Consider the following 19,358-nt stretch of genomic DNA (forward strand, 5'->3'; position numbering starts at 1 on the left):
TTGCTGGACTCCGGCGCCGCTGGTGGTGGTTAGGTAATCGTCACCAACTCGGGTGCCCTCTTTTCGTCAGGACCCGTTCTGCGTGTACGGCTTTCCGGCGACAGGAACGAGCTCAGTCAGCGGCACAGGGCAGCGGGTATCGCAGGTGTAGTACGCCAGTTCCCCGGGTTTGCTGATCGAGCTGCGTACCAGTAGCAAGTGCTCCTCCGCGCCGGGATCCCAGCAGCGGCCGGTCGTACAAGGCGGTGCCCTTGCTGCGCACGCCGCCGAGAGTCGTCGCCGCCCCTTGGCGCGGAGCGCTGCGAGCCAACTCGTTCATGAGGATCTCTGATCCGCCTGCGGTCGGGAATCTGTCCTCGCACGGGTGGGTCACGCCAATTCTACCAAGAGGTTGGCTGCTACCCCGGACGCCAAGGGGCTCCCGTGATCCGTCCACAGGTCGACAGGTTTACTGCGCGTCGCAGGTAACTTGCGTACGCAGAGCCTGTTTGAGGAAGTGCTCCGGCCTCCGAAGTGGCGTATGACGTCTTTGATGGGGTTTTTCAGCGAGGGCTCCTGAATTTCCTCCGTGGCGACAAAGACGCTACTGATAGGTTGCGGGTAAACGTGGAGAACGTGCTTGACGAGCTCGTGGTAGCTTGCGGAGTGTGAGTGCCAGACCACGGTCGTAGCCTATCCGTGGCGCAGGCCGTGCACCTGAGCGCGGAGTCATGCGTGCAATGTCGAGTGGTCCCCGCCGTAGTGTCTGGTGTAGTCGGGTTCATTGATGGGAGCACGAAGGAGATCGTCAGGCAGGTCGAATGCTTCGACGAGGTCGAGTGCGTCGGGCAGCAGTCTTTCGCAGACGGTGTTGACCAGATTGTCGCGGGCGATGATGTGTGCTTCGGTCACTAGCCGCTCGGTGAGGTACCAGCCCAGGTGGTCGTCGAGGTCTTCGACGGCATACAGGGTGATCAGGTGCTCGAGCCCGCTACGGGCGCGACGGTCGGTGACGGTGTCCACCGCCTCCCCGAAACTTTCGAGGATCAGCCGATGACTGTGCGCGTTGGCGAATTCGAGAGCAAGAGGGAGTCGGTTGTTCCAAGTTTCGAAGGGTTCTTGACCTCGTCGACGTGCCAGCGTCAGCTCTCCGGCGAGTTGCTCGAACAATCGTCGTTCTCGTGTTTCAGCGAGTTCAAGCCACAATGCCCGGTCGCCGAGGACGCGGGCCGATGTTCGCGTCGGCAGCGCGCTTTCCGGGGGTTGATAGTGCTCTCCAGAAACGAGGGCGCGCCCGGCTTCGAGTAGGATAAGGTGACTGTCGCCCGCCGCCGGATTCAGGGCGTGCGCCAGCCCGTGGTAGTCGATCAGCCGGTTGGCCGAGAACATCCCGTGCGCGCCGCTGCGCAGTCCGGACTCGCGGGTGACGCGTTCCGCGGCTTGGCAGGCCGTGGCCTTCGCCAGGCCCAGCGTACGGCCGAGCGCCCCCGGCGACCACGGACCCGGCGATGCCGGGCCGGCTCCGGTCTGCGCGTCGATCCACGCGCGTTTGGCGCGGTTGACTAGGCAGGTCGTGGCGTAGGTGGTGGCGAGGGCACCGAACAGTGCGCGTTGCTGGGTGCGAAACCCCACGACAACACGGTCGGCGGAGTACCGGGCCCGGCTGACGCGGTGGTAGGCGTGGCGGAGGGCGATGGTGATCGCGGCGCGGCTGACCGCGGCCAGCGCCGCAGCGGACGCGGTCCACGCGTTTTCCCGGACGGTGAGCGACCGTTGCAACCGGCTTGCGGGACCGCCGAGCGGGTCGCGCAGCGTGCCGTCATCGTCCAAGGTCGCCGAATCCCGCAGGAGTGCGTGCTTCGGCAGCCGGAGGTGGTCGAAGGCGATGATCGCGTAGTCAAGGGGAAGGACCGGCGTCTCCGGAAGCGCATGGACGAGCACTCCAGGCAGTGGTCCCGTGTTGTCACGCAGCCGGACGACGAAGGGGAACACTCCATGGTCGGTCTCGCCGACCAGCAACCGCGCGTAGACCACACCGATCTTGGCGATTTCGGAGAGCCCGTTGTTGGACATGAACTTCTGCGCGCCAGGATCCGGTGTGTGCAGAATGAACTCGCGAGTGTCCGCCTGGTAGTGCGCCTCGGTGCGGATGGCGGAGTGACTGTTGCCGTGCCCGAGTTCGGTGACCACCAACGTGCCGATGGACGACATCGTGTCAAGGTCTTCCTGGTAGGGCGTGAGATCGTCACGGCCGGCGCCGAACTCGGCGATAGCGTTGACACTCAAGCAGTAGTGGATGGTCAGCGCCAGGAATACCGGGGGGCTGGCCACTGCGGCCGTTTCGAGGACCACCAGGAGACTGCGCGGGTCCTTGAGCAGCGTGGTCGCCGGCGGGACGTGTTCGTTGACGAACCGCATGCGGTTGTAGGTCAGGCGGCAACCGCCTTGGTGAGTGAGCCCTTCGACCGGCCGGAAGATCTCGTCGGTGAACACGGCGGCCGTGGTCTGGCGCAGGGTTGAGTCGTCGTCATGGAGCAGAGCGCGCAGCTGAGCTTGGAAGGCGGTCATCGTCGCTCCAATCGCGCGTTTCGGTTCGTAGTGGACGCTCGTGCGTTGCTGGTGATCCCGCGGACCCGCGCGAGCATTGTCCCGTCGGGCGCCTGGGCGATCGCCACGCCGGAAGCCGGGTCGGCGGACAGGACTATCCGATCCTCGTGCCGGTCCAGCAGACGCACGTCGTCGAGTTCGGTGAACAGCTCAAGGTGTTCTATTCCGACGGGCACTGCCGGCTCGCCGTCGCTCGGGGATACGGCGGACGTGGCGAGCAGGGACAGCTGGAGCAGTGCGTCCACGAGCAGCGCGGGGGTGGTCAACGTGCTGAAGATCGCCGCCCAGTTTTCCAGCCGCGGGCTGAACCTCGCCGTCGCGAGCGTGGGCGTGATCCTTACCTCGGCGAGTGACGCGAAAGGTCCACTAAGGACGATTGAACTGTCGGGCGAGTAGTAGACGGGGACGGTGGTTCTGCCGTCACTGCTGGGCACAGGCGCACTGGGGGGATGAGGACGGTCGGTGGTGAGGGTGATCGTGACCTCGGCGTTGAACAGGTCCCGGCGGAACACCACGCCGCCGGAGGTAGACAGGTCGCTGAACACCTGGACGGGAACATCCGGCCGAAGTGGCTCGTCACCGAGCCGGAACCGGTAGACACGCGTGTGGCCGGGCGGTGCGGTGACGGGGAAGAAGAAGTTCGCGTTCCTCACCGCGACGGCCGTTCTCCCTGGACTCGCGGACGCCGCGGCCTGGACCGCCAGTTCGATGATCAACGCGGCGGGCAGCGTGGGCGTGCCCTTAAGCAAGTGGTGCGCCAGGTAACCGTCACGGACGTCGTCGGGCACCCAGGCCGGGCAACCCGCGGACACCCCGAGCCACGGCCGGACCCTGGCCCGATCGAGTAAGCGGCGTTCGCCTGCCCCGAGGTAGGTGACCACACTTCCTTGTGAAGCGGTGAGCTCGGCGAGATAGATTCTCCGGCCGTCCTCGGTGGACAGTCCGGTCAGATCGCCGATGCTGCGCAGCAGATCGCGGGTCAGCGGTTCGGACGCGAACCCGGCTTCGTCCCACAGGGCCCAGGCGAGGGTGGTTTCGGCTTCCCCGCCCGGACTGTGCCGCCACGCTCCGGCGGCGTTGAGGAAGTCGTTGGCCGAGCAGTACGCCGCTTCGCCCGGCCAGCCCAGCACGGCCAGCAGGGAGCCGAAGTTGTGCCACAGCCGGGGCGGCCTGCTGGCGAAGGCGGCACGCAGGTTGAGGTAGGACAGCAGCTTGGTGTCGCGGACCTGTCGGGCGACCTGCAGCGAGGTAGCGCGGACCGTGCCGCCGTGGTGCAGGCCGGCCGCGTTGATCAGCAGATCGACGCGCTCGTGCCGGGCGTGGATCCGCTCGATCGCTGAGGTCACGGCGTCGGGGTCGGTGAGGTCGCAGACCAGGTGGTGGACCCGGTGGGGTCCGCAGTGGCGGGCCAGCCGGTCGATTGTCGCGCGGACGGCCGCGGCTTCTCGCTTCGCCGTGTGTTCGGCGCTGAGTGCGGCGACTGTGCGCTCCGGACGAGCTCGTTTTCCCGCCGCGATGAACTCGGCCTTTGCGATGGGGGCTGCGCTGTCGCCCGGCGCCTGCCTGCCCAGCACATAGACGTTCGGCCGTGCGGTTTGGGCGAGAGCTTCGAGCAGCTCGGCGGTGAGCCCGCGGCTCCCACCCGCCGCGACGACCACGCTGTCCGGCCCGAGCGGCAAGTTTGCCGTGGACGGTGCGTGGGGTGCTGGGGTCAGGGTGTACTCGGAGCGACGTGGGCCGTCGTGGACGACGACGTGCAGGTCGAGCGGGTGCCGCGATTCGGCGGTCAGCGTGCCGAGTGCGGTCGGTACGTCTTTGTCGGTGGTCAGTACCGCGTAGCTCAGAGCGTCAGGGTTCTCCTTCGCGAGGCTTTTGGCCAGCCCGGTGAACAGCCCGCTCGCCGGATGCGGGGCGCCATCGCGAAGTGCGTCGAGCGCGAGCACCGCGAAGGACGACCCCGCTGTTCCGGTCCACCGGCGCGCGGCGAGATAGGCCAGGTCGTGCAGGACACGAAGCCGGTCGGCAACCGTGAGGTCCTCCGGCGCCGTGATGGAGGCACCGAGGTCTGCGAACACACGAACGTGCCTGACCTCGGCGGGCACGTCGGCGAACCACTCCTCCAGCACAGCTGGTTCTGGTAGTGCCGATCCGGCGGGGAGGCGGCGTGGGGCGAGCGCGGTCGTCGAAGCCGGCATCTTCACACGCTCGAGCAGCGCGGGATCGGAGACGAGAACCAGCGCGCCTTCGGGGATCGCGGGAATCTCCTCGCGAACGGTCCTCGGCACCGCCGCACTGAGCGCGTAGGTCATCCGGTCGACCGCCGGTGCCGCGGCTTTGCCGGCAGTGATGTGGATGTGCGGGCCGCGGGCCCTGATACTGCCGATCCGGCCGTCGCTGGCGTTCGCCAGGTGGCCGAGCAGCGCGAGGATCGGATCCGCGCCCAGATACGTCCGGTCCGATCCGGTCAGCGGACTGGTGCCGGCAGGGGCGGCTGAGAGATCGTTGTCCACCCACTCGGTGCGGATTCGCGCCAGAACCGGCAGTCCGTGTTCGGCAGCGGTGGATTCGCGGGTCAGCACGGTCAGGAACGCGCCTTCGGCGAGGGAGCGGGTGTCCCCGTTTCCGGCCAGCACGTCTGCCAGTTCAGGAGTGCTGTTGCCGTTCACCCCGGCTACGAGCGCCATGTCGAGGTCGTGGTGGCGCAGGTACCGTTCGGCGGTGCGCAGGGCGTCGAGTCCGGAGTCCGGTCCGGTGTCCACCGTGACGTTGAGGCCGTGGTAATTCGCTTGGGCGGCCAGCCTGGCGGGGATGATGTTGGGCATGATGCCGGGGAAGGCGTCTTCGGTGCTCGGGGGCACCAGCGCTCGGACGCTCTCACAGAGTTTCCGTATCTCGGGGGCGAGCTGATCGCCGAGGAAGCGCTGCAGATCGCCGAGATAGCAGCGCAGGGCGTAGTGGACAGCACGCCGGGTCGGACCCATGTGCCCTACGACGATGCCCGTGGTGTCGTTGAGGGTGTCGCAGGCCGCGCGCACTCGCTCGTCGAGACGTGCGGCCGCGCGCAGCAGCATGATCTGGCCGCGGTCCATGTTGCGCAGGGTCGCCGGGGGCAGTCTGACCTCGCCGAACTGCGGCAGGGGGTAGTGGTCGCCGAAAGTCACCGCAGGCGCCGGTGCCTGCTGCCGGAGCCAGCGTTCGACCGTCGCCTGGCCGGGATCGCCGGGGAGGTCGGCCGCCCAGCCGACCACCACGATGTCCTCGGTTGACGTGGGCCGCCGGCGTTCTCCGGCCGGTCCGGTCGGCGCGTCGGTGAGCAGGAGGTGGGCGTTGGTTCCGCCGAAGCCGAACGAGGACACCGCCACTCGCCGCGGTCGCCCGGCCCGCAGTGGCGTCGGGGCCAGGGGGGTGGTGAACCTGCTGTCAGCCAGGGCGGCAATGGGATTGCGCAGGTAGCGCTGCGCGGGGACGTAGCCGTGCCGCAGGCCTTGCAGTGCTTGGATCAGCGAGATCAGTCCCGCGGTCCACCCCGTGTGCCCGACGATCGGCTTGTTGGACGAGAGCAACGCCGGCGGCCCAGCAGCTGCCACCTCCCGCAGGCTGGCCAGTTCCGTGCTGTCCCCGGCTTGGGTTCCGGTGGCGTGCGCGATCACCCAGTCCACGGATTCGGGATCGGTGCCGCTCTTGAGGTAGGCCCGTCGCAGGGCCAGCGCCTGCCCAGCGGCGTTCGGCGCGTAGATCGCTTTTCCCCGGCCGTCACAGGAAAGCCCGACCGCCTCGATGACGCCCAGCACGTGGTCGCCGTCTTCGCGGGCCCGGCGGAGCCGTTTCAACACGACCACACCGGCCCCGTCGGAGAACAGCACGCCATTGGCGTCGCGGTCGAAAGACCGTACCTCCCCGGAGCGAGAAAGTCCTTGAAGCTTGGAGAACAACACGAGGTTGCGTGCGCTGTAGGCGAACGCGCCGCCGCACACGGCCACGTCCGCGTCGCCGTCGAGCAGCGTTTTGAGCCCCAGGTCGACGCTGTACAGCGCGGATGAGCATGCGGTGTCGACCATGAGAAGCTCAGTGTCGTCCGGCAAAAGGCCTCTGATGGCGTTGCGGCCGACGCGGTGCGGGAAGTACTCGTGAGCCGCGCCACCAAGCCGGTCGTAGCGCGCACGCAGGTCGTGTGCGATCTGCTCACCCGCGGTGCCCAGCCTGGCGAGGTAGCCGGACAGGACGAGCCGTTCCTCCAGCTCCTGACTGCCATCCGCGGTGTAGCCGAGGGCGGCGAAGAACCGGTCGGTCTTTCGGGTGGTCACCGTTTCCAGCGCGGTGTAGAGGCTGTGCCGCAGCCACATCGTGGTCGATTCGCGGCTGGGGACTTCGCCTTCTCGAAGCTCCGCCAGCAGGCGGGGGTGTGGTTCGAACGCCGTGATGAAGCCGGATTCGCGAGCGTAGGCGCGGTCCTCCTCCGCCGGGTCGACGGCGTGGAACGACTCGATGTCGAACAGCACCGGTTCGCCGAAGACGTGACCCGGCCCCGAGAGCATGCTCCAGAGCTCGTCGGGATTGTTGGCGCCCGGGGCCACCACACCCATGCCGATCACGGCGACGGCCCCGTCGTCGTCCTGTTCGGTGGTGCCCGGTACTGCGGTCACCTCGTTGACCTTGGTGACTCTGGCTACCTGATGTGGCGCCGCGGGAGGTGACAGCATCAACGAGCCAAGGGACAGCCCGCCGTCGGCGACGATGGTCTGTCCGGTGATCCACGACGCTGAGCCCGAGGCGAGAAAGACCACCAGCTCGGCCAGTTCCGCCTCCGAGCCGAGCCGGTGTCCCAGCGGTGTTGCCTCACGCACCCGCTCGGCCAGCTCGTCAGCTCGGGGGAACTTCGTGGCGACCTTGCCGTCGAGCAGCCCGCCCGACGCGGTGTTGACCCGGATACCGGCCGGCGCGAACTCCACGGCGAGGTAGCGGGTGAGCGCTTCGACGGCGGCCTTCGACGTGCCGACGGTGGCGTAGTCGCTGATCACCAGCGAGCTGCCGACGGAGGACAGGTTGACGATGGCCGCGTCCTGACGTCCCGCCATCAGCTTCGCGGCGGCGCGGGAGCACCACAGGCTGCCCCGCAGGTTGGTGTCGAAGGCACGTTGCCAGTGGGACTCGTCCAGCTCGTCGAGGGGAAGCAGAGCCCCGGCCGCGGCGTTGTTCACCAGGACGTCCAGCCCGCCGTGCCGTTGCCGGATCGTCTCGAACAGAGCGTCGACCTGCGGGCGGTTCGCGACGGAGCCGCGGAGCAGTTCGGCTGAGCCGACCTCGTTGAGGGAGGCGAGCAAGCGAGGCGCGTCGGTGCTCGCGTGGAAGTAGTTGACGACCACATGCGCCCCGCGGGCGACGAACGCCCGGCTGATCTGCGCCCCCAGCCCTCGCGCGCCCCCGGTGACCAGCACTACGCGTCCGGCGAACTCACGGCCAGGTTCGGTGTTCACCGAAGCGCCCCGTCGCGGCTGGACACCACGTGGTCGGCGATGTGCCCGAGCGACGCGAACTCCCACACCCGCAGCTCGCCGGGGTCGTCGTGCAATCCGAACTCCTCGATCACCTTGGCTAGCAGCGAGGTCTGCTTCAACGAGTCGACGCCGAGCTCTGCCTCGAGCGCCGTGCCCTCGGTGAGCAGCTCGACCGGGTATTCCAGTGCCGTCGCGTACAGCTGCTGCAGACGGAGCAGGACATCCGGCCGTGACGCCTCGTTGACCTCCGCCCTCGCGGGGACGGCGGGGACGGCGACGGCTTCCCTTCGCGCGGAGGGGATGGAGGTCGGCTGCGGCGCGATGGGGGCTACCACCGCGGCCTCCGGTGAGTCCATCTGTGCCGTCGCCCCGGTTGAGGCGGCTTCGGCGGTGGCCGGGCCGTTTCCCGCCGCTGCCCGTAGCTGCGCGGACTCGTTCTCGGGGGCCAGCAGGGGCGCGAAGGTCTGCACTCCGGGAACGGTGGCCCTCACACAGCGGGTCAGGGCGTTGAGCGCACCGATCTCGACGAACCTGTGATAGTCCTGGGCGTGCAGCGTGCGGACGGCGTCGGTGAACCGGACAGGGAGCACCAGGCAGTCGGCGATGGCCTGGCGCAGGTCGTCTCCGTCGTCGTAGCGACGGCCGTGGATCGGTGACAGCACAGCTTGCCGCAACGGTCGTTGCCGGACAGTGGCCATCAACTCGAGGAAGTCGCTGACGGCAGGCCGCATCGACGGATGGTGTGAGGCGTAGGGAAGGTGGAGCTTGGCGAAGAAGAAGCCCAGCGCTTCGGCGGCCTCGCCGGCTCGGGCTATCGCGTCGATGGGGCCGGAGAGCACTGTCTGCCTGGGCGCGTTGGTGCAGCCGATCACCAAGTCAGGTTCTTCGACCAGCCCGATCAAGTGCTCGACGACGGTCTCGTTGGCGCCGATGGCCGCCATCGCGCCCCGGCCCTCCCAGGGACGCAGGACTTCGGTCCTCGCGCACACGAGCCGCACACCGTCGGTGAGGTCGAACGCGCCGGCGCAGACCAGCGCCGCCATCTCACCGAAGCTGTGCCCGACCAGCAGGTGCGGTTTGGCGCCTTCGGCAATCAGCACCCGGTAGGTGGCGATGGACGTTCCGAAGATCGCCAGCTGGAGTAGCTCGGCTTGGCGGGCCAGCAGGTCCTTGATCTGCGCTTCGTGCGGCCCGAAGAGCACGTCGGACACCGAGGGGACGCCATGCCTGGCGGCCTCGTCGTCTATTTCGGCGAAGGTCTCGCCGACCTGCGGGAACTCGGAGTGCGCCTGGCGCAGCACCCCGCTGGAGTAGGCCCCGAGGCCGGGGAACAGGAAGGCGGTGCGGTCACGCATGAACAGTCCTTTTCTGTGCGGAACAGGCTGCCCGAGTGCGGGGCGGCGCGGGAAGTGGCTCACGATTCGATGCGGCCGAGACTGAGCAGTTCGAGCATCATCGGGCCGCCGACGTAGGCCGTGGCGCCACCGTCGACGGTCAGGCAGGACCCGGTTACCAGCCGGGAGGCGTCGGTGGCCAGGAAGATCGCGGCGCCGACCACGTCCTCAGGTGTGCCCCACCGCCCGGCGGGCACTGCGCTCAGCAGGCCGGCCGACGCTTCGGGGTTCTCGGCGAAGGTCTTGGTCAGCTCCGTGCTGATCCAGCCCGGAGTCAGCGCGTTGACCCGGACACCCCGCGACGCCCACTCGGCGGCCAGGGTGCGGCTGAGCGAGATGATCGCAGCCTTGGACGCGGCATACGGCGAGAGCATCGGTACGCCGCCAACCCCGGCTATCGACGAGACGTTCACGACTGAACCGCTGCCGCGCTGGAGGAAATGCCGGCCCAGCTCCCGGCACAGCTGCACCACGGTGTCGAAGTTCAGGCGCATCACCTCGGCCCAGTCGCCGGCGTCGAGTTCGATGAACGGGCCCGCGCAGTCGAACCCACCAGCGTTGTTGACTAGGACGTCGATTTGTCCAAGTTCGGTCAGTGCCGTCGAGACGGCGGTCCGCAGTTGTCTCGGATCGCTGAGATCGCAGGTCAGCACTACCGCCCGGCGCCCTAATTCTTCGATCTCGCCAGCGAGCTTTTCCAGCTCGCTGGTGCCGCGGGCGAGTATGCCGACATCGGCTCCCGCCTCGGCGTAGGCCAATGCTATCGCTTTTCCTATGCCCCGGGACGCGCCGGTCACGAGAGCAGTCCTCCCGGCCAGGCTGAACAAATCATTCACGGTGAGCACTCATTCCTCTTTATGGGAGCCTATTCAGCTACTTGGGTGTAGTCGGTCCACCTGAAGACGTGCAGAGTGTGACTGTCGACGTCGGCAGTCTCCGGTGTTGCGACGAAGTGTTCGTAGCGGTTCCCGCAGCACACCTTGATCTCCTCGGTGGCCGCATCTGCCCAGAGCGTCCGCTGATTCCGCGCGAGGCTGGCAGGTCCGCCCAGAAGGACGGCATTGGGCTCTTTCTCGTCATTCATGACTGCCTCCAGAAAGGACGCGTGTCTTCACGTGCAGATGCATCATCAGTGCGCATTCGTGAAATTCCCGTTCGCCCGACTGCTTCTGCCGAATCGCTCGCCAGTACAAGTAGGCTCCCTATTGTCTGCGTGGGCAACGGGGAGACCGAGTTGAAAGCGTCTAACTTCCCGGCGAAGTTGACAGCCGGATTCTCCCCAGGACTGGATCCGGGGTACAAGGGCGGGGACAATGAGCGCTCCACGATGCGTCAACGATCGACTGCGTTCCCTGATCACCGAGGTGGGCTGGTCGGGAGGCGAGCTGGCCAAGGCGGTCAACATGGTCGCGGCGGAGACCGGTCTGAGGCTGAGCTATGGCCGCGCCTCCGTCGGACAATGGCTGGCAGGCGCGCGGCCCAGGTCGCCCGGTCCGGAACTGGTCGCGGAGGCGTTGTCGCGGGCGTTGCGACGTCCAGTCGCCGTCGCGGACACCGGCCTTTCGAGAGTCGTGGCTGCCGGAGAAGGAGAGTTCGATGTGAGGATGGAGCTTGTGCATCTGGCGGACGCGACGAGTGCAACTCGGCGGGACGTCCTTCGACACTGTGTCTATAACCTGGGCGCGCTGGCGGCGGCCGGAATCGCGGAGTCGCTGCCCGTGAGGGATTTCTCGGGTGCGCGGGACGTCGGCCGGATCGGCCGAACCGAAGTCGAAGCCGCTGCTGCCGCATTGCGGCTCTTCTCCGACGCCGAGGGCGTCCTCGGGGCCGGCATTATGCGCCGCCCCCTCGCCGACTACCTCGCGGGGACCGTGGCGCCGTGGTTGGCCGCCGCCTCGACGGCCACGGTGCGACAGCAATTCCTGTCTGTCGCTGCAGAGCTCGCCTATTTGTGCGGCTTCATGTGCTTCGACGATGAACTGCACGGGGCGGCACAGCGCTACTACCGTCTGTCGCTCAGACTCTCGGGCGAAGCTGAAGACGTACGAGGTTATGCCGTGGCCCTACGGTCCATGAGCTCCCAGGCATATATCCTGGGGCACTATCGACAGGCCGCAGACCTGGCCGAGGCCGCGGTCGAGACAGCGGCCACGAAAGTGTCGCCGTCGACCAAGGCCTTCCTGGCCGGCCAGCTCGCCGTGTCGGCGGCCGCCACTGAAGACTCCGGCGCGGCGACCGCGCACTTGATCGCCGCTGAGCGCCACCTCGATGGCTCGTCGGACCCCGCAGCGACGACCGGGGCTTACCATCATGCGTCCCTGGCGCATCAACGCGCGGTGGTTCGCGCGCGCCTCGGTGACAAGGTGGGTGCCATCGCCGCGCTGGCGGAGTCGATCCGCCGGCGCCCGGCGGGCGAGCAGCGTGCCGAGGTGATCATGCTTGCGCGGCGGGCTGAGCTTCAGCTCGATTGCGGTCACGTCGAGGAGGCGGCGGTCACCTGGGGCCGGTTCGTGGACGTGTATCCGGCTGTTCGAAGTGGCCGCGCGTGTACCGCCCTGCGCACGATGAAGGCGCGGTTACGCCCCTATCAGAAGATTCCCCTCATTGGGTCATTGCTGCACCAGGCGGCAACACTGAATGGATGAGCGTCAGGGGGTCTGTCGCTACCGGCCGTAAAACCGCCCTGCTCGTTCGGCTGTCGGGGTATCCCGACGTGTACAGCTGTTCTGCCTGCCGCGCGCAGGCAGACTCACGAAACTACTATTAGTAATCATGTTATTACTGAGTGTTTTCGAGCTGGCCGATGTCATCCAGAAGACGCATCGCGTCCTAGGACGTTCCCGGTGAACCGATCGGTTGAGCGACGCAGGTTTGCCACCTCCCCCGTAGCGCGGGGTGAGGTCGCCGTGGGCTGGTTCGATCATCCAGCCCGAGGGCCTGTCGAAAGCCCGGCGGCCCCGTTCATCGCCGCAAGCCTGCGAGCACGCGGACTACGTGTGACCGAAAGATTTCTGCCGACGTGTCCAGGGGACGAAGACGCGGCGGCGGTGGCGATCACAGTGTCCTATCTCGACACCGACGGCCACGCTGTCGGCCTCGCCGCGGCCGCGGGGCCTGGTGATCCTGATGCGCTTCGTGCCGTCGAGGACGTCATCGGAGAGTGGGCGGCGATGCTGCGCACGCGTCGGGTTTTCCAGGCTGCGACGCCCGCTGCCTGCTCGGGCGTGAGGCGTGCGCAGGCGATGTTCGAGCACGAAACCGCAGCCGGACGCCCGCTGCGTGTCAGTGGCGGAGGGTTCGGTCGCGGTGAGCAGCGCCAGGGTGACCCGATTTTCATTCCGGCGCAGGGTGTCGAACCGGCGGTTCGGGCCGCAGCGTTTGCTCGCGGCGACGTGGTCGACGCGACCTGTCCGCTCGTCGGCGCTGTCCAGGTCGACGTGCGGCGCTTCGCCGCACGCGGTGACGTGGTTGTGGTCGTCGCCGGACCCGGCGCGCTCCCGGCATTGGTACAGCAGGCCCCCGACGCGGTCCGCGTCGTTCGCCGTCTCGACGATGTCGACGCGCTGAATCTCGATGAGGACCGGGTCTCTTTCGTGATCGGAGGTGGAGTGGTAGCTGAGAACGCAGCAAAGCTGCTCGCCGCATTGAGAACGAAGTATCCGAGGCTGCGCGGACAGCATCCCGATGGGATTTGCTACGCCACGTCCGACCAACTGGAAACCGTGCAGGGGGTCGCCAAGGCCTCCGACCTAGTGCTCGTACTCGGTAAGAAGGGGGCACCGGGGGTGCGGTACCTGACCGGATTGGCTGCCCAGCAGTCCGCACCTGTTCATCAGGTTGCCGGCCTGGAAGATTTTGAGCCCACCTGGCTGGCCTGGACCTCGACCATCGGCATTGTGGTCGACCTCTCGGCAAAACCCCAATTGGAGGTCGAATTGATACGCGCGCTGTCGGGCATGGGGCCCCTGTCTCTGGTTCGCCGTGGGGTGACCACCGAAACCGCGAAAGTGCCGTGACTCCACAGATAGGCCCACCAGCTAGGGACCGAATGGGTCATGCTGACCTCGAGTAATGTCAACGATGGCTAGGCTCACGGTTGCGCTTGGCACCACGCCTGGGCCGGATATGCGGCGATGACGTTGCGCACCCGCGAGCCGCCCTTGGCTGCTCGCGGGTGCGCAATTCCCGCAAGCCGCCCCGCGGTCCGCGCTCTGAGGGTGTTCGGTTCGCGCGACCGTTTGACTACATGTAGGTCGCTCCCAAGAGCGCGAGGAGACTCAGTTTCCCCCACCGCGAGCGGCCTCTTCTCGGGGAGGTGACGGTGCAGGTTGACGGCCGCGATCTTGAGCAGACTGGGTGAGTGAGGTGTTTGCTGTCGGGAACGACAAACACCCTTCTGGCTCCGAGGTGAGCGCTGCGACGGCTATTGCCAGGTGCACGGTGGTCCATGCCTGTGTTTTGCCCATCAGATCGGCAGCGAGATCGAAGACGGCCTGCCTGTGACCGTGTCTGGCGCGATGCTCGGCGAAGACAAGTTCGAGGTCGGCGACACTGGTTCGGAGTTCAGAAAGAGTGGCATCGACTGAGAGACGAGGGGCATGACGGTTCACGATGATCATCATCGCCGATATTGCGGAGTGCCGCATTCCCGTCCACCCGTTCAGATTGATGATCAATGATGGGCGGGCAGCCGCCGGAGAAACTGCCACGTCCTGCCGCCACGTCTGCCCGCGACAGACCTGCGCACCGCACGTGGTCAGTCGGTGGCCTGCGGGTCGGGGTCGGCCGACCGTAGTTCGGTGTTGCGGCGCTCGGAGTCGGACAGCTGGTCTTCGAGGGGGACGATGCGGCAGCCGGCGTCGAGGCCGGTGCCGTGATCCACCAGTTCCCGCACCCGTGCGGCGAGGCGCAGTTGTCGGCGGGAGTAACGGCGGTGCCCGCCGGCGGAGCGTCGCGGTGTCAGGAACCCGACAGGTGCAGCGCGACCAGGGCGGCAAGCGCGTCACCGTGGCGGACACCGGCTCCGGTGGAACTTGGCGTAGGCCTCCTGTCGGGCCAGCGACCCGGGGTGTGCGGCGAGCACCAGCCACGTCGAGCCGGTCCGGCTCGGTCGCCGTGCGCCTCCGCAGGGTCCCGGTGGCCAGGAGCGTCGGGTCCTCGCCGTCGCGGCGGGTCAGTGACTCGAACCGGACCACGTCTCCCTCGGGGCGGGTGCGCGAGGACACCAAGGTGTGCTCGTCGAGGTACAGCATCTCGTGGATGGTCAGGTCGGTCACCTCGATCGCGTCGAGGTCGGCTCCGAACACGGTCTTCGCCGCGGTCAGCCCCATCTCGCAGTAGGTCGCGCCCGGCAGCACCGGCTGGTCGTGGACCTGGTGGTCCTCGAGGTAGCGCAGGTCGCGGCCGCTGATCGTGGCCTGTCAGATGTGCTCGTCGTCGGCGTCGACCGGGCTGATGTGCACGCCGAGCAGCGGTGCTCGCCGTGCGATGACGCCAGGGCGACGAGCCGCTCCGCGCGATGCTCCCGGCCTCGGGCGAGCGTGTGGCCGATGTCGGCCAGCGGCGCCGGACGCACCCTCGCGGGACAGCCACCTCGCCACGCGATCGGCGGTCTCCGCCAAGGCATGAGGGGCGCTTCCGGAGAGCAGGACGGGAAGCGCTTTCTCCGTCGGCGCGGGGAGCACGGCAGGGACCACGGTGTCCGGCGCGTCTTCGAGGATGACGTGGACGTTGGTGCCGCTGAACCCGTAGGAGGAGACCGAAGCCAGCCGTGGCGAGCCGGTCGAGTTCCACTCACGCAGCTCGGTGGGGACGTACAACCGCGTCCCGTCGGGGGAGATGTCCGGGTTCCAGTCGGTGAAATGGAGTTTGCCCGGGATCTTCTTGTGCCGCGACGACATCACGGCCTTGATGAGTCCGGCAAGACCGGACACCGACTCGGTGTGCCCGATGTTGGTCTTCACCGAGCCCAGCGCGCACGGCTTGTCGCCCGCGTCGTACACGGCGGACAGCGCGCGGAACTCCACTGGGTCGCCGGTAGGCGGGCCGTGCGCCTCGACCAGCTCGACCGCGGACGGGTCGACGGTGGCGGCACGCAAAGCGCTGCGCTGCAAGGCTTCCTGCGCGGTCGCGGAGGGGACGACGACGTTGTCGGAGCGGCCGTCGGAGTTGGCCGCTGAGCCACGGATGACCGCGAGGACCCGGTTGCCGTCGCACATCGCGTCGTCGAGCCGCTGCAGCGCGACGACCGCGCAGCCCTCGCTGCGGACGAAACCGTCGGTGGCGGCGTCGAACGCGGCGCACCGGCCGTTGGGCGACAACACGGAGACAACGACGCGGGGCACCCCGCAAGGGGTTCGCATTGTCGCCGGCATCGGCCAATCTGTTCTTGCATTACGCATTTGATGCGTGGATGGCGCGGGAGAATCCCACGGTGGAGTTTGAGCGTTATGTCGACGACATCGTGGTGCACTGCATCAGCAGGGAACAGGCCGTCATGCTGAAAGAACGGATTGGAGACCGGCTGGCAAGCGTAGGACTGACACTACACCCGAAGAAGACCAAGGTGGTGTACTATAAAGACGGGAAACGACGAGGTCGTCATCCGGTTACCGAGTTCACGTTCCTGGGTTACGACTTTCGGGCCAGAAAAGCACGGAGCAGGCAAGGCTGAATGTTCACGTCCTTCCTTCCCGGTAAGTAGCTGGTCAGGTGGTTGACTCGTGTCCATTCAGGGGGCAGGTTGACCTGTGGGTTTGCGGCGTGTCTCGTGTGAGTGGGACCGCCGTCGTGGGATGATCGGGGGGGGGGGGAGCAGGCTGGGTCGCGGCGTTCGTCGTTTGACGAGTTATTGGTTCTGGTTAAGGGATTGTCGGCTCAGGTGGAGTCGCTGACAACGCGTGTTGCGGTCCTGGAAGAGGAAAACGCTGAGCTTCGGGTGGACAACGCCGCACTGCGACAGGAGAACGTCGCACTGCGGACGGAGAACACCGCATTGAAGCGCGGGCTGGGCACCGATTCGACGAATTCGTCGGTCCCGCCGTCTCAGGATTCGCCTGCGGCGAAGGGGAAGCGTCGCGCGCGGCAGTCGCAGCGGTTGCGTTCGAAGGATCGGAAGCCTGGTGGGCAACCAGGCCGTGCGGGGTCGGGTTTGACGCCGGCTGTGACACCGGATCGGGCCGAGACGGCGCTGTCTCCGCGGGAGTGTTCCGGCTGTGGTGGGGATCTCGCGGATGGTCGGGATGCGGGTACGACGTGGGCGCAGGTGTGGGATATTCCGCCGGTCCGGCTGGAGAAGGTCCACTACGTGCTGCCGAAGCGGCGATGCTCCTGCTGCGGGACCACGACCACCGCGCAGGTGCCGTTCGGGCAGCCTGGCGCGGTGACATACGGGCTGACGGTGAACGCGGCGGCGATCCTGCTGTCTTCGGCGGGGAACGTGCCGGTGGAACGCACTGCGATGCTGATGGCAGCGTTGCTGGGGTCCCCGGTGTCGTCGGGGTTCGTCGCCCGAGCTCATGAACGGTTCGCTCAGAAGCTTGACGCCGCCGGGTTTGACCGGGCGATGCGGGAGGCGTTGGCGGTCGAGGAGGTCCTGCACGCCGATGAGACCCCGGTGAACGTGGTTCGCAAGAACACCGATGAGGACGGTGTACCAGTGGTGGGTTCCCCGCATGTGGTGATCCTGCGTACCCCGCAGGCTCGCCTGTCCTGGTATCGGGCGTTGCCCGCGCGTTCCAAGAAAGCCCTGTGCGATCTGGGGTTGCTGAACACAGACGGGCTCCCGGGTGGGTTCACCGGTTACCTGGTCCGTGATGACTACTCGGCGTGGCACCAGTTCGACAGCACACTGGCCGGGGTGCAGCAGTGTGTGGCGCATCTGTTTCGGCACTTGCAGGGTGTGCTGGACCTGGACCCGGACGTCCAGGCGTGGGCGGGGAAGACCCGTGAGGTCCTGCGTGAGGCCCATGCTGCGGTGGACGCCGCGGTCGCTGCGGGAAAAGACCGGATTGATCCTGAGGTGTTGGCCGGGTTGCGTGATCGCTACGACAAACACGTCAGACAGGGGCGGCGCACCAACCGGCTCCGGGACTGGGACAAGGGGTACCACCCCGGCTACAACCTCGCCACCCGCCTGCGGGACAAGGCCGATCAGGTGTGGCTGTTCACCACCGTGTTTTCGGTTCCCTGGACCAACAATCCAGCCGAGCAAGCGTTGAAAAGCCCTAAATTGCACCAGAAAGTGTCCGGGTACTGGCACACCCTCACCACCCTCGCGAGGTTCTGCACCGTCCGGTCCTACCTGACCAGCGCCGTCAACCACGGAATCACCGCCATCGACGCCATCGAACACGCCCTCACCGGCAACCCGTGGACACCTCCCCGCGTCACGGCAACGTGATCAACTGGCGCTACCCCGTGAATGGACACGTTGACTCGGCGTGTCGCGGGACTTGACGGTTCCGTTGGGGGACAATGGTTTAGTGTCGACGCCGACGTATGACGAGCTTGCGGCTCTGGTTGTGCGGTTGGCGGCGGAGAACGATGAGTTGTGTACCGTGGTCGGTGAGCTTCGAGCTGAGGTTGCTGATCTGAAGCGGCAGCTGGGGATGAACTCGAGGAACTCGGCGAAGCCCCCGTCCTCGGATGGGTTGGCGAAGCCGGCGCCGAAGTCGTTGCGGCGTAAGAGTGGACGGTAGCCTGGTGGGCAGGCTGGTCATCCGGGGTCTACGTTGGCGCAGGTTGCTCGGAAGGGTCTGTACGAGGAGATCCGACACGAGCCGGGTTCCTGCGGTGGGTGCGGCGCGGGTTTGGCGGATGCCCCGCAGGTCGGTGTGGAGCGACGCCAGGTGTTCGACCTGCCGCCGATCACGGTCCGGGTGAGCGAGCACCAGCTGATAGCTCGACGCTGCAGGTGCGGGCAGGTGTGCCGCGGGGTGGCTCCCGGTGGCGTGAACGCTCCAGTGCAGTACGGGTCGCGGATCACCGCGATCATCGTCTATCTCTACATGGGACAGTTTCTGTCCAAGAAACGTACAGCTCAAGCCCTGTCCGAGTTGTTCGGCACTCCGGTCTCCGAAGGCACCGTCGCCAGGGCCACCGGGCGCGCATCGTGTGACCTGAAGGGTTTCCTGGAGCTGGTGCGCGGCAGGATCACCGAGGCACCGGTGGTGAATGTCGATGAGACCGGGAAGTACTCGTTGATCACCGTGCACCGCCGACGCGGTACGAAGGGGATGGATCACGCTGGTGTCCTGTCCGGGTTCACCGGTGTCGCGGTGCACGACGCCTGGGCGCCATACGACACCTACAGCCGGGTGACACACGCGTTGTGCAACAGCCACGTGCTGCGTGAGTTGCAAGCCGTCACCGACCTCGCGCCCGCTGACGGGGCGTGGTGCTGGGCCACGCAGGTCACCGACGCGCTGCTGGCGCTCAAGAAACTCGTCGCCGCGGCGATCGAGGCGGATCTGACACAGATCGATGCGGTACTGGCGGCCAAGCAGACCAATTTGCTGCGCTCGGCGGTGTTGATCGGTGTCGGTCAGAACCAGGCACGCACCACGAAGATCATGGCCACCCATCACGCCTTGGCTCGCCGGATCCTCGACCGCCACGACGACTACCTGCGGTTCTCAACCGACTTCCGAGTACCGTTCGACAACAACGCCGCAGAGCGGGAAATCCGGATGGTCAAACTCCGCCAGAAAGTGTCCGGGTGGTAGCTATTCAGCTGGTTGGTGGCGGTTGGTGGCTGATGAGGTCCGTCTGAGATGATCTTGTGGTGTCGGATCCTGCTTCGCTCGCAGCGCTGGTCGAGCAGTTGCTCGCGCGTGTGACCGAGTTGGAATCTACGCTGGCACAGCGGGATCTGGTGATCGCC

At 67.0% G+C, this 19,358-nt stretch carries 13 protein-coding genes and 3 pseudogenes; 7 read left to right on the forward strand and 9 right to left on the reverse strand.

Annotated elements, in window-relative coordinates; translation table 11 throughout:
• Positions 1-708 precede the first annotated feature (708 nt).
• Genes QMK34_RS04335 through QMK34_RS04355 form a run of 5 tightly spaced genes read right to left on the reverse strand, consistent with a single transcriptional unit; the run spans position 709 to position 10,559 of the window.
• A complete protein-coding gene (locus QMK34_RS04335) occupies positions 709-2,547 on the reverse strand; it encodes an acyl-CoA dehydrogenase (RefSeq protein ID WP_326411707.1) in 1,839 nt (612 codons plus the stop codon).
• Positions 2,544-8,060 carry an SDR family oxidoreductase gene (locus QMK34_RS04340; protein ID WP_326411709.1) on the reverse strand — a complete coding sequence of 1,839 codons (5,517 nt, stop codon included), beginning with the start codon at positions 8,058-8,060 and terminating at the stop codon, positions 2,544-2,546. Before QMK34_RS04340 ends, QMK34_RS04335 begins: the two co-directional genes overlap by 4 nt.
• Positions 8,057-9,436: an acyltransferase domain-containing protein gene (locus QMK34_RS04345; RefSeq protein WP_326411711.1), complete on the reverse strand. Its 1,380-nt coding sequence runs from the start codon at positions 9,434-9,436 to the stop codon at positions 8,057-8,059. The genes QMK34_RS04340 and QMK34_RS04345 overlap by 4 nt, the downstream gene beginning before the upstream one ends.
• 59 nt (positions 9,437-9,495) lie before the next feature.
• The gene (locus QMK34_RS04350; RefSeq protein ID WP_326411713.1) at positions 9,496-10,320 is read right to left on the reverse strand and encodes an SDR family NAD(P)-dependent oxidoreductase; all 825 of its coding nucleotides are present in this window, start codon (positions 10,318-10,320) and stop codon (positions 9,496-9,498) included.
• A gap of 20 nt (positions 10,321-10,340) precedes the next feature.
• Positions 10,341-10,559, reverse strand: coding sequence for a DUF5988 family protein (locus QMK34_RS04355; protein ID WP_326411715.1), 219 nt, complete (start codon positions 10,557-10,559; stop codon positions 10,341-10,343).
• Positions 10,560-10,788: 229 nt separating this feature from the next.
• On the opposite strand from QMK34_RS04355, the gene QMK34_RS04360 reads away from it, so the two are divergent.
• Positions 10,789-12,120, forward strand: coding sequence for a hypothetical protein (locus QMK34_RS04360; protein WP_326411717.1), 1,332 nt, complete (start codon positions 10,789-10,791; stop codon positions 12,118-12,120).
• A gap of 414 nt (positions 12,121-12,534) precedes the next feature.
• Positions 12,535-13,491: a hypothetical protein gene (locus tag QMK34_RS04365; protein ID WP_326411719.1), complete on the forward strand. Its 957-nt coding sequence runs from the start codon at positions 12,535-12,537 to the stop codon at positions 13,489-13,491.
• Between the two features lie 261 nt (positions 13,492-13,752).
• Here QMK34_RS04365 and QMK34_RS04370 read toward each other — a convergent pair whose 3' ends face one another.
• From QMK34_RS04370 to QMK34_RS04385, 4 genes and pseudogenes are all read right to left on the reverse strand, one after another.
• Complete coding sequence (locus tag QMK34_RS04370; RefSeq protein ID WP_326411721.1) at positions 13,753-14,097, reverse strand: hypothetical protein; 345 nt, start codon at positions 14,095-14,097, stop codon at positions 13,753-13,755.
• A gap of 134 nt (positions 14,098-14,231) precedes the next feature.
• Positions 14,232-14,444, reverse strand: a pseudogene (locus QMK34_RS04375) (MerR family transcriptional regulator); the annotation flags it as partial.
• A gap of 274 nt (positions 14,445-14,718) precedes the next feature.
• Positions 14,719-14,832, reverse strand: a pseudogene (locus tag QMK34_RS47695) (hypothetical protein); the annotation flags it as partial.
• Positions 14,833-14,895: 63 nt separating this feature from the next.
• Positions 14,896-15,819 carry a beta-ketoacyl [acyl carrier protein] synthase domain-containing protein gene (locus QMK34_RS04385; RefSeq protein ID WP_326411725.1) on the reverse strand — a complete coding sequence of 308 codons (924 nt, stop codon included), beginning with the start codon at positions 15,817-15,819 and terminating at the stop codon, positions 14,896-14,898.
• A 17-nt stretch (positions 15,820-15,836) separates the two neighbouring features.
• On the opposite strand from QMK34_RS04385, the gene QMK34_RS04390 reads away from it, so the two are divergent.
• The 5 genes and pseudogenes from QMK34_RS04390 to QMK34_RS04410 all read left to right on the forward strand — a co-directional run bounded on the left by QMK34_RS04390 (position 15,837) and on the right by QMK34_RS04410 (position 19,200).
• A complete protein-coding gene (locus tag QMK34_RS04390) occupies positions 15,837-16,148 on the forward strand; it encodes a reverse transcriptase domain-containing protein (RefSeq protein ID WP_326411727.1) in 312 nt (103 codons plus the stop codon).
• 264 nt (positions 16,149-16,412) lie between these two features.
• On the forward strand, positions 16,413-17,876 hold the full coding sequence (gene tnpC / locus QMK34_RS04395) for an IS66 family transposase (RefSeq protein WP_326411739.1): 1,464 nt from the start codon (positions 16,413-16,415) through the stop codon (positions 17,874-17,876).
• An 82-nt stretch (positions 17,877-17,958) separates the two neighbouring features.
• Complete coding sequence (locus QMK34_RS04400; RefSeq protein WP_442785096.1) at positions 17,959-18,174, forward strand: DUF6444 domain-containing protein; 216 nt, start codon at positions 17,959-17,961, stop codon at positions 18,172-18,174.
• A gap of 33 nt (positions 18,175-18,207) precedes the next feature.
• Positions 18,208-18,381: pseudogene (locus QMK34_RS04405) on the forward strand (IS66 family transposase zinc-finger binding domain-containing protein); the annotation flags it as partial.
• Between the two features lie 45 nt (positions 18,382-18,426).
• On the forward strand, positions 18,427-19,200 hold the full coding sequence (locus QMK34_RS04410) for an IS66 family transposase (protein WP_326411743.1): 774 nt from the start codon (positions 18,427-18,429) through the stop codon (positions 19,198-19,200).
• The last annotated feature ends 158 nt before the right edge of the window (positions 19,201-19,358 follow it).

It is taken from the genome of Amycolatopsis sp. H20-H5 (genome assembly GCF_035828755.1).
Taxonomy (GTDB): Bacteria; Actinomycetota; Actinomycetes; order Mycobacteriales; family Pseudonocardiaceae; genus Amycolatopsis.